General features: G+C 57.4%; 12 protein-coding genes. 9 read left to right on the top strand and 3 right to left on the bottom strand.

The window, feature by feature from the left end; genetic code table 11:
* Positions 1-48 precede the first annotated feature (48 nt).
* On the top strand, positions 49-1689 hold the full coding sequence (gene pruA / locus RBB77_RS10955) for an L-glutamate gamma-semialdehyde dehydrogenase (protein ID WP_353067315.1): 1641 nt from the start codon (positions 49-51) through the stop codon (positions 1687-1689).
* 205 nt (positions 1690-1894) lie between these two features.
* Here pruA and RBB77_RS10950 read toward each other — a convergent pair whose 3' ends face one another.
* Positions 1895-2551 carry a response regulator transcription factor gene (locus RBB77_RS10950; protein ID WP_353067313.1) on the bottom strand — a complete coding sequence of 219 codons (657 nt, stop codon included), beginning with the start codon at positions 2549-2551 and terminating at the stop codon, positions 1895-1897.
* Positions 2552-2790: 239 nt separating this feature from the next.
* On the opposite strand from RBB77_RS10950, the gene RBB77_RS10945 reads away from it, so the two are divergent.
* The 7 genes from RBB77_RS10945 (at position 2791) to bshA (ending at position 11452) form a co-directional block, all read left to right on the top strand.
* The gene (locus RBB77_RS10945) at positions 2791-4437 is read left to right on the top strand and encodes an FAD-dependent oxidoreductase (RefSeq protein ID WP_353067311.1); all 1647 of its coding nucleotides are present in this window, start codon (positions 2791-2793) and stop codon (positions 4435-4437) included.
* Positions 4438-4460: 23 nt separating this feature from the next.
* Positions 4461-5924 carry an ATP-binding protein gene (locus RBB77_RS10940; RefSeq protein WP_353067310.1) on the top strand — a complete coding sequence of 488 codons (1464 nt, stop codon included), beginning with the start codon at positions 4461-4463 and terminating at the stop codon, positions 5922-5924.
* Positions 5925-6039: 115 nt separating this feature from the next.
* A complete protein-coding gene (locus tag RBB77_RS10935) occupies positions 6040-6381 on the top strand; it encodes a hypothetical protein (protein WP_353067309.1) in 342 nt (113 codons plus the stop codon).
* A gap of 51 nt (positions 6382-6432) precedes the next feature.
* Positions 6433-6855, top strand: coding sequence for a VOC family protein (locus RBB77_RS10930; protein ID WP_353067307.1), 423 nt, complete (start codon positions 6433-6435; stop codon positions 6853-6855).
* A gap of 172 nt (positions 6856-7027) precedes the next feature.
* Positions 7028-9256 (top strand): beta-glucosidase, encoded by a 2229-nt coding sequence (locus RBB77_RS10925; RefSeq protein WP_353067306.1) that lies wholly within the window; start codon positions 7028-7030, stop codon positions 9254-9256.
* A 70-nt stretch (positions 9257-9326) separates the two neighbouring features.
* Positions 9327-10196 carry a ChbG/HpnK family deacetylase gene (locus tag RBB77_RS10920; protein ID WP_353067305.1) on the top strand — a complete coding sequence of 290 codons (870 nt, stop codon included), beginning with the start codon at positions 9327-9329 and terminating at the stop codon, positions 10194-10196.
* 104 nt (positions 10197-10300) lie between these two features.
* Positions 10301-11452 carry an N-acetyl-alpha-D-glucosaminyl L-malate synthase BshA gene (bshA, locus tag RBB77_RS10915; protein WP_353067613.1) on the top strand — a complete coding sequence of 384 codons (1152 nt, stop codon included), beginning with the start codon at positions 10301-10303 and terminating at the stop codon, positions 11450-11452.
* Here the strand turns inward: bshA and RBB77_RS10910 are convergent.
* Positions 11410-12813 (bottom strand): sensor histidine kinase, encoded by a 1404-nt coding sequence (locus tag RBB77_RS10910; protein WP_353067304.1) that lies wholly within the window; start codon positions 12811-12813, stop codon positions 11410-11412. The two genes, bshA and RBB77_RS10910, sit on opposite strands and share 43 nt — an antisense overlap.
* Positions 12814-12904: 91 nt before the next feature.
* Between RBB77_RS10910 and ribA the strand changes: the two genes are divergently transcribed.
* Positions 12905-13543 (top strand): GTP cyclohydrolase II, encoded by a 639-nt coding sequence (ribA, locus tag RBB77_RS10905; protein ID WP_353067302.1) that lies wholly within the window; start codon positions 12905-12907, stop codon positions 13541-13543.
* A 2-nt stretch (positions 13544-13545) separates the two neighbouring features.
* Here the strand turns inward: ribA and RBB77_RS10900 are convergent, their stop codons facing one another.
* Positions 13546-14772: a DUF3179 domain-containing (seleno)protein gene (locus RBB77_RS10900; protein WP_353067300.1), complete on the bottom strand. Its 1227-nt coding sequence runs from the start codon at positions 14770-14772 to the stop codon at positions 13546-13548.
* Positions 14773-14844: the final 72 nt, after the last annotated feature.

Below are 14844 nucleotides of genomic sequence, written 5' to 3'. Positions count from 1 at the left end.
ATCTCAAGAGCGACGAGAGTCCACCTCTCGCGCTAGAATCGACGCGTTATGGCTACCATGAATCTCACGCACTCTGCCCCGGCAACCTTGCCGAAGACACCATTTTCCAACGAGCCGTTTGTTGACTTTTCGACGGCTGAAAACAAGCGAAAGATGCAGGAGGCGCTGGCTCGGGTTGAGAGCGAACTCGGTCGCGAGTACGAAATTGTCATCGGTGGCACGCGGTTCAAGACCGAGGGCAAGATCGTCTCGAAGAACCCGGCACGCCCGGCGCAGGTGATTGGGGTTCATCAGCGGGCAGCTGCTGCGCATGTTCCAAGCGCGATGAAGGCCGCGCAGACGGCGTTTCTGAGTTGGAGCAGAGTGCCGGTGGAAGAGCGCGCTGCGCTGCTGTTTCGTGCGGCGGCGTTGATTCGCGAGCGCAGCTTTGAGTTTTGCGCGTGGTTGACGCTCGAGGTGGGCAAGAACTGGGGCGAGGCGGATGCCGATGTGGGCGAGACCATCGACTTCCTGGAGTTTTACGGACGCGAGGCGCTGCGGTTGGCTGAGGCGAAGACGCCGATTCAGTTTCCCGGTGAGCGGAACCAGTTGCGCTATATTCCGCTGGGCGTGGGGGCGGTAATTCCGCCGTGGAACTTCCCTTTTGCGATTATGGCGGGGATGACGGCGGCGTCGATTGTGACTGGCAATACCGTGATTTTGAAGCCGTCTGTCGATGCACCTACGATTGCAGCGAAGTTTTTTGAACTGCTCGAAGAAGTGGGGCTGCCTGACGGTGTTGTGAACCTCTGTCCCGGTGAAGGACCTGAGTTTGGGAGCGAGGTTGTCGCGCATCCGCAGACTCGGTTTATTGCATTTACCGGGTCGAAGGCAGTGGGGCTGGAGATTCATGAGCGTGCCGCGAAGACAATGCCAGGGCAGGTATTTATCAAGCGGACGATCCTCGAGATGGGCGGGAAGGACTCGATCATCGTTGAGGCGGACAGCGATCTGGATGCTGCCGTGGATGGAGTTGTGGCGAGTGCCTTTGGCTTCAATGGGCAGAAGTGTTCGGCTTGTTCGCGGGCGATTGTTGCAGCGGACATCTACGATGTGTTTTGCGACCGGTTGCAGGAGCGCGTGGCGAAGATCAAGACGGGTGACCCCGCGGAGAATGTTTACACCGGGCCGGTGATCAGCGAGAAGGCATACCGGAAGACGCTCGATTACATCGAGATCGGTAAGAAGGAAGGCACCGTGTTGAACGGTGGCCACGCGATTGAGACGCCGGAGGGTGGCTACTACATTGCGCCGACGGTGATTGCGGATGTGGCTCCTACGGCGCGGATTGCGCTCGAAGAGATCTTTGGGCCGGTGCTGGCAGTGATCAAGTCGAAGAGCTTCGACGATGCGCTGGCGATTGCGAATAACACGGAGTATGGACTTACCGGGGCTATCTACACGGGTTCAAGGGAGAAGCTGGATCGGGCGCGTGAGGAGTTCAATGTCGGCAATTTGTACTTCAACCGGAAGTGCACGGGCGCGATGGTGGGGGCTCACCCGTTCGGTGGGTTCAATATGAGCGGCACCGATTCGAAGGCGGGCGGACCGGATTATCTGCTGCTGTTTACGCAGGCCAAGAGCATCGCGGAGAAGATTGGTCATGCTAGCCCGGCGGCTGAAAAGCAATCGGAGCAGATGGGGATGTAAGAGATGGTGTCCTGCCAGACGGGGCCTCCTGCGCGGAGGGCGGTCACTTCGTGACTTGTGTACCGGTCTTGGCAGATGAGCGGCATAGGGCCTCCCGTTGGTCGGCGTTATCTTTCCGACCAACGGGAGGACTTTTTTTTAAGGTAGACATGTCACGAAGTGACCGCCCCGCGCGTAGCGGGCCCGTCCGGCAGGACTTTTCTTTTCAGGCAGATTTCATCTGAATAAGATGTCCGGCCTTGGCGGCTGCTTCGGCCAGGACACGATGGTGGATGGTGAAGAGAGCCAGCTCGAGCCGGTCGGAGACGCCCGACTTGTCGTAGATGCTGCGGAGATAGTTCTTGATGACCTGCTCCTTGGTACCGAGCTGCTGGGCGATGTCCTTGTTTTTACAGCCCTGAACGATCAGCGCGACGATCTGCATCTCCTTGGGGGTCAAGCGGTCGCGGACGCGGGTGCCGACGCTGTCGGAGGATTGCATAGTGGTGACGTTGGCGCGCTGCACAAAACGCTGGCCACGAGCGACGCGGCGGATGCAGTCGATCAAGACGCTTCCGCCGACGTTGCGATGGAGGATTCCGTCGAAGAGCGCAGCTACCTCCTCGGGCACAAGTTCGGAGTTTTCGGCGACCAGAACGGTGCGACTACCTGCGGCCTGGGTGCGGGCGAAGAGATCCTTCAGTTCGAGGCGCAGACTGGAGGAGAGCAGCACGACCGAGCCGCGCAGGCCGTCGATGGCGACAAAGAGCTTCGGCACGTCCTCACACTGGGCAACGATCCGCATGTCTTCCTCGAGCGACAGCGTTCTGGCCGCGCCTGCACGGAAGATCGCCTGATTATCAGCGAGAATAATTCGGTTCATAAGTGTCGTGGTCTCCTGCCGGGAGCAAACGTCGCAATCGCCCTGGCTATTCCCTTATCGGTGGACTGCAGCGGAGACGAGGCATTGTCTGCAATTCGGACAGCTTTTGGACCGTCGATGCCACTTTTGCGGCATGAATCGAGCCTTACCGGCCATAACTTTCTGAACCTTGCGGGCATTTGAGCTAATCGAATTGTACGTGGGGTGTCTCGAACCACGTCTTCGAAGTATAAAGGGATATGCCTAAGCCAATTTTGCTAGCTATCGACGACGACACCAGCGTACTGGAAGCGGTGGTCCAGGACCTGCGTCGGCACTACGGCCAGGACTACCGCATCGTCCGTGCTGCGTCCGGCGGTGCTGCCCTGGATATCTGCCGCCAGCTGCAGGAGCGGAAAGATATCGTTGCGCTTTTTCTTTCTGACCAGCGTATGCCGGGAATGACCGGGGTCGACTTTCTGCAACAAGCTCTGTGCATCTATCCGAATGCCAAGCGTGTTTTGCTGACTGCGTATGCGGATACCGAAGCGGCTATTCGCGCCATCAATTCGGCCAAGATTCACTACTACCTGAACAAGCCCTGGGATCCGCCGGAAGAGAAGCTTTATCCCGTGCTGGACGACCTGCTGGAGAGCTGGAAGGAGGGGTACAGACCTCCGTTTGAAGGAATTCGGGTGGTCGGCGTCCGGTGGTCGGCGATGGACCACGCCGTTCGAGACTTTCTTTCGCGCAACCGCATTCCTTACCAGTGGATGAACCCAGAGACAAATCCAGATGCGCTGGCGTTGCTGAAGGACAAAGGCATCGACGATACCAAGCTGCCGGTCATCCTGTTTGGAGACGGCACCGCGCTGGTGCAGCCCACTTCGACCGAGATGGCCAATAAGGTGGGTCTACGGACTCAGGCGCAGCAGGAGTTCTACGACGTGGTCGTGGTAGGCGCGGGGCCTGCGGGACTCGCTGCGGGCGTCTACGGGGCATCTGAGGGGCTTCGGACACTGGTGATCGAGGCTGCGGCTCCGGGTGGGCAGGCTGGCTCGAGCTCGAAGATTGAGAACTATCTTGGCTTTCCGGAGGGATTGAGCGGGGCGGAGCTGGCGAAACGAGCTTATCTCCAGGCCAATCGGCTGGGAGCGGAGTTTCTGACCCAGACGGTCTCCTGTATTCGCTCGGAGAACCAGTACCGCGTTGTTACGATGGCGGACGGGCAGGAGGTCACGTGTCACGTCTGCCTGCTGGCGACCGGGGTCGACTACTGCAAGCTGGATGTGCCAGGAGCCGATAAGCTGAGCGGGGCCGGCGTTTACTATGGCGCGGCGCTGACCGAGGCGATGTCGTGCAAGGAAGAGATTGTCTACATCGTCGGCGGGGCAAACTCGGCAGGCCAGGCGGCTATGCATTTCTCCCGTTATGCCGATCATGTTCACATGCTGGTGCGCGGGAAGTCGCTCGAAAGCAGTATGTCCAAATATCTGATCGACCAGATTGAGGCGACACCGAACATCACGGTCGAGACTGGAACCGAGGTTATCGGGATGGGCGGAGATAGCCACCTGGAGTGCCTGACCTTGAGGACGCCACGTGGTGAAGAGGCCCGTCAGGCCAGTTCCCTGTTCATCTTTATCGGCGCGGCTCCAAAGACGGACTGGATGCCGGCGGAGCTTTGCCGCGATAGCAAGGGATTTATCCTCGCCGGTCCGGATCTGAAGACGCAGTCGCCCAAGTCATGGAAGCTGGAGCGCGATCCCTACCTGCTCGAGACAAGCGTTCCCGGCATCTTTGTCGCCGGCGATGTACGATTCAACTCGGTCAAACGATGCGCCTCCGCCGTTGGCGAAGGTTCCATCGCAATTCAGTTTGTGCACCAATATCTGGCAACACTTTGAAAGGCAACCTAACCAATAACCCGATGAGCGAACAAACCCAAATCGTCCAAAGTCATGTCGTGGAAAACCTAAATGACGAACTGCTTACGCTGCTGCGTAAGGTTCCCATTCTGTCGTCGTTGCGGGATGAGGAACTGCATTGTCTGGATGGAGTGCGGGACTTCCATGTCGACAGGGGCGAGGTTGTTACGCAACAGGGCGAACTGGCGCACTCTTTTTGGATATTGCTTGACGGCGAGCTTCGGGTCCATCAAAGGACTGCCGAACAGAACGAATTCACCCTTGCCAAGATTGAAAAGGGAAGCACTTTTGGTGAGATGGCGCTCTTGAGCAACGTTCCAAACTCCGGGAGCGTTGAGGCGATGGCGCCGAGTCATTTGCTTGAGCTTAACGAAGACCAGTTCTGGAATTTGATGACCAGTTGCCCCCAGGTCCGCAAAGCGATTCTTGGCAATATGGCATATCGCTTTCAAAAGTTGCAGAGCACCACGGTGCAACAGGAGAAGATGGCTTCGCTGGGCACGCTCGCTGCCGGTCTGATGCATGAACTCAATAATCCCGGTGCTGCGGCCCGTCGCGCGGCTTCGCAGCTGCGAGAGAATCTTATGCGGTTGCATGAGATCTCGCTGAAGTTCAAAGAGCGTGACTTCACCAAAGATCAGAAGGAGTGCATGTTCGACATGCAGAAACAGGCCCTTGCGCCTAAGCAGCCTCTGATGATGAACTCTCTCGACCAGAGCGATGCCGAGGAGGCACTGGCCGAGTGGATGGAGTCGGCGAACATCGAAAATGCGTGGAAGATGGCTCCGACGCTGGTTTCAATCGGCATGACCGCAGCGGGGCTTGAACGTGTGAAGAACGATTTCGAGGGTGCGTCGCTGGGCGAGGCGCTGAATTGGCTGGAGGCGATGGCGTCGAGTATGCAGCTGGTCGGCACCATCGAGGAGAGCATCGGGCGAGTGACGGATCTGGTGTATGCGGTCAAGTCGTACGCCTACGAAGGCAAAGGGCAGAAGCAGACGATCGACATCAACAACAGCATTCATGCGACGCTGATCATTCTCGGGCACAAACTGCGCGAGAAGGAGATTGTGCTTGAAAAGAACTTTGCGCCAGATCTTCCTCCCCTGCATAGCGAGTGCACTGGGCTGAACCAGATCTGGACCAATCTGTTGGATAACGCGATCGATGCTGTGCCGCAACACGGACGCATCAGCGTGCATACCTGGGCGGAAGATTCGAAGACCGACACGAAAAATCCGCACAAGGATCTCTGCATCAGCGTGAGCGATAACGGTACCGGCATTCCGTTGGAGAGCCAGGAACACATCTTCGATCCGTTCTATACAACGAAGCCTGTTGGAGTCGGTACCGGAATAGGTCTCGGCATCGTGCAGCGCATCGTTGATCAGTACAACGGCGTCATCCGGTTCACTTCCGAACCCGGAAGTACGGAGTTTGTCGTGCGCCTGCCCAGCGATAGCTAATAAGAAAGATCGAGCGGCGCAAGACTGTCGACGACGACAACATTTTTCGTCGAGTAGCGTTTACTCCTTCAATCGCATCCGATTTTGAGGGCGCGAATGGAATTGTGAGGACGCTATGAAGCTCTCTTATCTTGCATTGCCTGTTGCTGCCGCGGCTTGTCTTTTCACGGCCGGATGTGCGTCACACACCGCCTACTATGCTCCACCACCACCTCCTCCTGCTGGCTACAACAGCGTTCCTCCATTGATCGCAAGGGCCGATCATGAAGGATTTCGCGCCGGGACCGAAGACGGCGCACGCGACTTGTACAACGGCTTCGGCTACCACCCCCAGCACGATCGTAAGTTTCATGGCACACCCGGCTACGATGCCGTTCTGGGGCCTTATGGGCCATACCGCGATGAGTTCAGAAGAGCGTATCTGCGCGGCTACGATCAGGGATTTCGTCGCGGCTAGACGCGCTCGGCGGTGGTCCTCTGCGTCGTATGATCGATGCAGGAGACCACCGTGACACTGACGCCTTTTCACATTGCCTTTCCAGTCGACGACCTTGAAGCCGCTCGTGCCTTCTATGGAACGACCCTCGGTTGCCCGGAGGGCCGCAGCTCGTCACAGTGGATCGACTTCGATCTCTTCGGCCACCAGATCGTGGCGCACCTGAAGCCCGGCTCTTCGAACGGTAAGGCTCACCATAATGCTGTCGACGGACACGACGTTCCGGTTCCTCACTTCGGCGTGGTGCTTCCCATGGAGACCTGGTTGGCACTGGCTGAGCGGCTTCGAAGTGCTGCCGTTGAGTTTGTGATCGCGCCATACATCCGCTTTAAGGGCGAGGTAGGCGAGCAGGCAACGATGTTCTTCCTCGACCCCGCGGGGAATGCCCTTGAGTTCAAGGCGTTTGCTGACATTGGCCAGCTTTTTGCGAAGTGATTGTCCCGGCCAGCGCATAGCAAAATATAAGCAGCGGGAACTGGCTGCGCCTTCCCCTTAAATGCTCAAAAACCCTTACCTATATCGTTTTAGTTCGTATAGACTTCCAGTGACTCGTAAGCAGGCAATTTATCGTTTCGGGGCCGGTCGAAGTTAACTTTAAGGAGCATGGATGTCATTTTCGCAGCAGTTTAAAAGTTTCAGTGCCTTGTCGATTGTGGTTGGATTTGCTGTGGTGTCCTTGAGTTCTTTGCCAGCACGCGCCCAGGCTAAACCGGATACCTCGAAGATGCCGTGGATGAACAAGGCTCTCTCACCCGATAAGCGCGCTGATCTGGTGCTCGGCCAGATGACCCTTGATGAAAAGATTCAGATGGTACACGGAACGGGCTGGGGGGTTCTGCGTCCGCCAGATCCGGTTCCAGCCAAATCGAACTTTGCCGCAGGTTACATGGAAGGGATCGAGCGGCTCGGCATTCCTGGAATCGATCTTGCGGACTCGGCTGTCGGTGCTCGCATGGCGGCTTATCAATCGCGCTATGCGACGCTGCTGCCTTCGACTCTTGGCGCGGCCTCGAGTTGGGATCCCGACTCGGCTTTTCTTTACGGTTCTGTGATTGGCCGCGAGCTTCGCGCGTGGGGCACGAACATGTCGATCGGAGGCGGCGTGAATATCACGCGAGAGCCGCGCAACGGCCGCAACTTCGAGTACGCCGGTGAAGACCCGATTCTCGCTGGTACGTTGACCGGCAATCTCGAGAAGGGCGTCTTCTCACAGCATGTGATGAGCGATATCAAGCACTACGCGTTGAACGATCAGGAGACGGGGCGAACCGTCGTCAATGCTTTGCTCGACAAGAAGGCCTTGCGCGAATCGGACATGCTCGCCTTCGAGGTGTCCATTGCGATTGCCGAGCCATCGGCGGTGATGTGTTCCTACAATCTTTACGAGGGCGACCATGCCTGCGAGAACGACTACCTGCTTAATGAAGTTTTGAAGAAAGACTTCAAGTTCAAGGGCTGGGTAGTGTCGGACTGGGGCGCGACTCACAGCACCGTGAAGTCTGCGCTCAATGGACTTGATCAGGAGATGCCTGGCGATGAAAACTACTTCAACGCACCGCTGAAGAAGGCAGTCGAAGGGGGACAGGTTCCTACGGCGCGGCTCGATGACATGGTTCATCGGATTCTGCGGAGCATGTTTGCAGCGGGAGTGGTCGATGATCCTCCGGTACGAACTGTGGTCGATCCTTTTCGCGGACGCGATGATGCCCAACATATCGCTGAAGAGAGCATTGTTTTGCTGAAAAACTCCGACCATATTCTTCCGCTGAAGGCCACGGCTTCGAATTCGATTGCGATTATCGGTTCGCATGCGGATGTTGGCGTTCTCTCGGGCGGCGGATCAGCGCAAGTTGATGCACCGGGGGGTAACGCTGCGGATCCGAAAGCTGGTGGCTCCGGCTGGACCGAGCATATATACTTCCCCTCTTCCCCGCTCATAAATGTTCAAGCTCATTCGCCACACGCGTCGGTTCGGTATGCCAATGGTACCGATGTGGCCGCTGCCGCACAGCTCGCGAAGTCTTCTGCAGTAGCAATTGTCTTTGTGAACCAGCCAATGCAGGAGGGCATGGATGCAGTGACCTTGTCGCTGCCCGATAACCAGGACGCTCTTGTCGAGGCGGTCGCCAAAGCGAACCCAAATACCATCGTTGTGATTGAGAACGGTGGCCCGGTAAGTATGCCGTGGGTTGATCACGTGAAGAGCGTGGTCGAGATGTGGTACCCCGGCATCGGAGGTGCGCAGGCACTGGCCAATATTCTCTTTGGCGACGTGAATCCTTCGGGCAAGCTTCCGGTCACGTTTGCGAAGGACGAATCGCAGCTACCTAACCCGGTTGTACCGGGACTTCAAGGCGTGCCGCCGGGTCCGCTTCAGGAGCACAAGGTCGATCCGTTCGACGGGAACTACAACAGCGAAGGCGCGCGGGTCGGTTACAAGTGGTTCGAGTCGACAAATAAGCAGCCTCTGTTTCCATTTGGCTTTGGTCTGTCGTACACCACCTATGCTTACTCCGGCCTTGCTGTAGATGACGCCAAACGAACGGTTCACTTTACCGTTCGTAACACCGGTAAGCAGGAGGGCACCGAGATTGCCCAGGTCTACGTCGCGTTGCCTGCTGCTGCAAAGGAAAACTATAAGAGGCTGGCAGCATGGCAGCGTGTGAAGCTTGCCCCCGGTGAGTCGAAGGAAGTCACACTGCCGCTGCATCCACTGTCCCTTACGGTCTTCAACACGGATCAGAATGGTTGGCAGCTGCTTCCTGGCGAGTACAACGTAACAGCCGGGCCGTCTTCCAGCGATACTCCGCTCAAGGCGACGCTGCACGTTCAGTAGGCATCGGGCCCCTGAGTCTGTTGATCGCAGCTCAGGGGCTAACTGATCCGAGTAAACTTTACTGAGATCTATGCCTGCTCGACTCATCATTAATGCGGACGACTTCGGCCTCACCCAGGGAGTCAACCGCGCCATCGCAGAGCTTCACCAGGCCAAAGCCCTCACTTCTGCCACGCTGATGGCGACCGGTGCTGCGTTCGACAACGCTGTTGCGCTTGCTCAAGCTAACCCTGCTCTTGGCGTCGGCTGCCACGTCACGCTCACCGACGGCATTCCTGTTTCGTCACCGCAAAATATCCCTACACTGCTGGGCGCCGATGGCAAAACCTTTCGCCCCTCGCTGAGCGGCTTTGTACAGATGCTCCTCCGTGGCAAGATCAGCGAAGACGAGATTGAACGTGAAGCATTTGCGCAGGTCGAGAAGTTGCGGAGCGCCGGCATTCACGTCACTCATCTGGACACGCACAAACACACCCACCTCTTCCCTGCTGTAACGCGGCCGCTTTTGCGTGTGGCTGAGCGCTGTTCGATCGGTGCGATTCGCAATCCGTTCGAGCGACCATGGAGTCTCGCTCTAGGGCACGGGAACCGGCTTCGCCGCCTTCAGGTGAAGCTGCTCGGCAATCTTCAGCACAGATTCGAACGCCAACTTCAAATTCGCGATGCGCGGGTGCTCACCACGGACGGGACGATTGGCATCTCCGCGACCGGCCATCTGGACGCGCCAACTCTGCGCCAACTTCTCCATGCGCTGCCAGCGGAGGGGACCTTCGAGCTTTGCTGTCACCCTGGTTACAACGACGGCGATCTGGACCGCGTCATCACCCGACTCCGAACCCATCGCGATATCGAACGTAACGCGCTGCTCACCGAACTTCCTGCACGGTCTTTGCAACCAAACGCGCCGCAACTCATCAACTATGGGGACCTTGGCGCTTAGCAGCGCCTTGTGTAGCAACGAGGACGAGACGAAGGAGTCTTACAGGAAGTTTGTTTCGTCCAATACCTGAAGCAACGCACGCGACTCCAAAGTATGGGAAGACTATGAAGATCGGCATCACCTGTTATCCCACCTACGGCGGCAGCGGTGTCGTCGCTACCGAGCTTGGCATTGAGCTTGCTGCTCGTGGCCACGAGATTCACTTCATTACGTACTCCCAGCCTTTTCGTCTTAGCGGCCGCGAGTCGAATATTCACTTCCACGAGGTTGCGGTTTCGAACTATCCACTGTTTGAACACCCACCATACGACCTTGCACTCGCCACTCGCATGGCCGAGGTGGCCGAGTTCTATTCGCTGAACCTCCTGCACGTTCACTATGCAATTCCTCATTCTGTCAGTGCTCTGCTGGCCCGCCAGATGCTGGCGACGCGTGGAATTCATCTTCCCTTTATCACGACGCTTCATGGCACCGACATCACGCTGGTCGGTCTTGACCGGTCGTATCTACCGATTACGAAGTTCGGTATCGAGGAGTCCGACGGCGTCACGAGCATCTCGAGCTATCTCCGCGACCGCACTCGCGAGGCCTTCTCCATCACCTCGGAGATTGAAGTGATCCGCAACTTCGTCAACTGCGATGTTTATTTTCGCGATCCGAAACTGGTGGCCGAGATGCGTCCACGCTTCGCAGAACCGAACGAACGGCTGCTGGTTCACCTATCTAATTTTCGGCCGGTTAAACGCATTCAGGACGTTGTGAAGGTATTTGCGCGGGTCGCCAAGGCAATGCCGGCACGCCTGATGCTGATTGGGGACGGCCCTGACCGCAGCGTTGCCGAGTATCTGGCGCGAGAGCACGACGTGCAAGACCGTGTTCATTTTATCGGCAAACAGGATAACGTCAACGAGCTGCTGCCGCTGGCCGACCTGATGCTGATGCCGAGTGAGATGGAGTCGTTCGGGCTGGCCGCACTCGAAGCGATGGCATGCAGTGTTCCGACGATCGGTACACGCGTTGGAGGCGTGGCAGAGCTTATCCAGGATGGCCACAACGGCCTTCTCTTCAACGTGGGCGATATTGAATCCATGTCCACCGCTGCGATCGCGCTGCTGGGCGATCAGCAACGTCTTGAAGCCATGGCGCGAGCAGGCCGTAAAACGGCGCAGGATCACTTCTGCGCCTCACGAGTCATTCCGCTCTATGAGGAGTACTACGACCGAGTCATCGCACGAACTGCATCATCGACCATGTGACTGATAGCCTGACCGGCTGCGACGCCGAGGGGTCCCCAGGTCTCTGCTCCGGCGTCGAGAATCGGCATCAACAGCGTGACTTTCGTCCCCCGGCCCGGACGGCTGTTGATCTCCACCGTCGCGAGATCGCCGTATAGCACCTGCATGCGCTCCCGGACATTCCGAACTCCGATTCCGTTGCCTGTACGAACCAGTCCGCTCGTCGAAGAGACGTCAACGCGCTCCGGAGCCATGCCTACACCGTCGTCCTCTACCTCGACCAGCAACCGCCCTTGATCTGTGATGCGGCTGCGCAGGGTGACCGTACCGCCACTGATTCGCGGCTCGAGACCATGCTTGATGCTGTTTTCAATCAGCGGCTGCAGAAGCATCCCCGGCACCACAATGTCGAGAGTGTTGTCGGCAATCTCTTTGACGACCTTAAGCTTTTCTCCAAACCTCACCACCTCAATATCCAGATAATCGTCGGTAAAACGCAGCTCTTCACGAAGTGGAAGGAAGGCCTCCCGGTCCTTCAGCAGCACGCGCAGGATGTTGGCGAGCTTGACGATCATCTCTCGTGCGAGTTCAGGCTGCGAACGAACGAGCGAGGTGATGGAGTTGAGCGTGTTGAATAGAAAGTGCGGATTGATCTGACGTTGCAGGGCGTCCAGTCGTGCCTCGAGCAATAGCCTTCCCTGCTCTTCCAGTTTTCTTTCGACTCGAACTGCATTCCAGATCTTGAGCGGAATCCCAACGACAATCGGCGCTGTGGCGCAGATCAGCAACTGCACCCACCACTCTCTGGAGCTGAGTTCGAAGAAGTATCTGGGGAAGTAATGCGACAGCGCGCTGGTTGCGAGTTGCATGCCAGCCACCAGCAGCAGCAGGAGAATCTGGCGATCGAACTGCGGCCGCCGCAGATTTCGGGTCACCCAGCGGTAGATGCTCAGGTCGATCATCGGCGAGAACGACCAGACGTCCTCCGGGTCGGCGAAGCGGCCAAACGCTCCAAAGATCGCGGCAATCGCGAGATTGACCGGGAGCGCCCAATACTCATGGTGAAGCAACGCCGGAATCGCCAGGGTCGCCCCACCAGCCATCGCCGCCAGGGGTCCCACCAGAATTCCAAGAAGAATTGTGGTTTCGAAGGACAAGTCGGCCGCTAAGAAGTTGGGCACCATTGTCCGAACCAAAACCCCCAAAGTGAGCGGCGCGCAGATGATGATGACCAGCCACATTGTCTGTCGGGGAGTCCGGCGCTCCAAAAGGAGAAGATTCTTGAAGCTTCTGGACCGCGCCAACGAACTCGAAACCGCCGCCGCGACGCCGAGTTCTATCAGCAAAGTAATCAGAATCAGCTTGGGATCGGGCTGGGTCACACAACTACTTTACGCCGGTCGCGCAACTTCGCATCCAACTGGCTGTTAGCGCAATCTAATTTCCATGAAGCAGGAAACGTATAATCGAGAAATGCCGTTTGCAAGTGTGACCAAAGTAGCCGACGCCGATTTTCCTACCCGCTGGGGGCAGTTCCGTATCCTCGGCTTCGAAGGTGTCATCGAAAACCCAGCCGCGTGCAACGACAACATTCCGCCACCTGCTGTGCGAGTGGAAGGGGCGGTAGCTCTGGTGATGGGCGACGTTCACGCCGGACCTCCGCTAGTACGGATTCACTCGCAGTGCCTCACCGGCGACGTCTTCCACTCCCTGCGCTGCGATTGCAGGCAACAGCTCGAACTTGCGATGGCCCTGATCACCGACGAAGGCAACGGCATTCTGCTCTATGAACAGCAGGAAGGGCGCGGTATCGGTCTGATGGCCAAACTGCGCGCGTATGAGCTGCAGGACAAAGGTCTCGACACCATCGAAGCGAATCTCGAACTTGGTTACGAAGCCGATTGCCGACACTTCGAGTTGCCTGCGGAGATCCTCAAGCAGATGGGCGTTACTGAGGTCCGGCTCATCACGAACAATCCGGAGAAGGTGGAAGCACTGGAACTTGCCGGCATCAAGGTGGTAGAACGCATCTCCGCCGAGGTGCCAAGCGAACCGACCAACGAGCGCTACCTGCAAACCAAGCGCGAGAAGATGGGCCACCTCGTCAACTAGCTTCAACCCCGGAACACCGCTGATTCAGGATGATGATTCATCCAGTCGAACCAGTAGTCTTTGTGAGCGTCGATCTCCGTTAAGCACCGTCCTGCGAGTTTTCCCTCTACCGCGCATCCCTGGAAGTTCCAGACGCTGCCCGTCTCGACGTCGCTCATTCCCTGATCGGCTACGCCTCTGGCAAAGGTCAGAGGCGCATTCTCAAGCCTTCCTTCGAAGACCCTGATCGATGCCTGATCAGGCCCGACCACTACTAGAAGCGGCTGGCCTCCGACCCGGTCCTGAATCAGTTTTGTCCGGAGGATTGCTTCAATGGGATAGGCTTTGCTCGCACCCGCGACAACGACCCCCAGCATCAGCTCATGCGGTCCTATTCCAGACTTTGTCGTGTCCACCACCGTTGGTGTCCTCGCGACATGTTTCTCCCAGTCTTTGGGATCGTACTCAGCCGCATAGAGCGGGTCCGACTTCAACACCTGCCCGTTTGGCTGCTCGCTCTTCCATAGAGCGAAACTCAACTCGTCACTCCGAATCGGCTTCAGTTGCTGCCCCTTCAACGGGCCAAAGATAGCCTCACCGGTGCTCTGTTGCCAAATGCTGTTTGTCTGTTCATCTCTCAACAAAGCATTTCCGTTGTTAATTCCCGCCAGGCGAAAGTGCAACAGCTTTCCTTCGACAATGCGACTCCACACCAGCCCCGTGTGACACAACGTGCAATAGGTCACGGCAATCGGGATGCCGCCTACCGTGTCATTCACGATGTGGTGATAACCCATGGTCCGTATCGGATAAGCTCGCGCTTCGGTTCCCACCTTGACCGCCAGCACCTTGTCGTCCGAATCGACCGGCGATTTTGCCGCGTTCTCGAAAGATGGTGAATCGTAGGGATGGAACATCTTTTCGAAGACATTGACATGCGTGAGAATCGCACCGGCGAAGGCCACCAGCAACAGACCAGCCATCGCAACTCGAGCTCCCATCTTCGCCGTCTTCCACACTCTCAACATCACCAGCAGAACTGCCGCAGCACACAAGGCGGCCAGCCACGGGCCTGCATGACGAACGGTCAGAGCGATCTCCAACTCTCGCACACCCTGCGGACGGAAGGGGCGAATGACGAACATCGGGATTATCACGCAGGCCGCCGAAATGGCCGCGAACATCGACGCCAAAGCGAGAAAATATCCGGTTTTGCTTGCTACAGCTTGAATCTTCTGCGTCTCTGGCATGTTCTTCCTCGCAGCGATTCAACGCGACCAGGTAGGGCGAGTCAACCATGCAAATGGAGGGTCTTTTGCTCA

The sequence above is a fragment of the Tunturibacter psychrotolerans genome (assembly GCF_040359615.1).
Lineage (GTDB): Bacteria > Acidobacteriota > Terriglobia > Terriglobales > Acidobacteriaceae > Edaphobacter > Edaphobacter psychrotolerans.
Note: the sequence above shows the minus strand (reverse complement) of the source record. Positions and strands in the feature narration are given on the sequence as shown.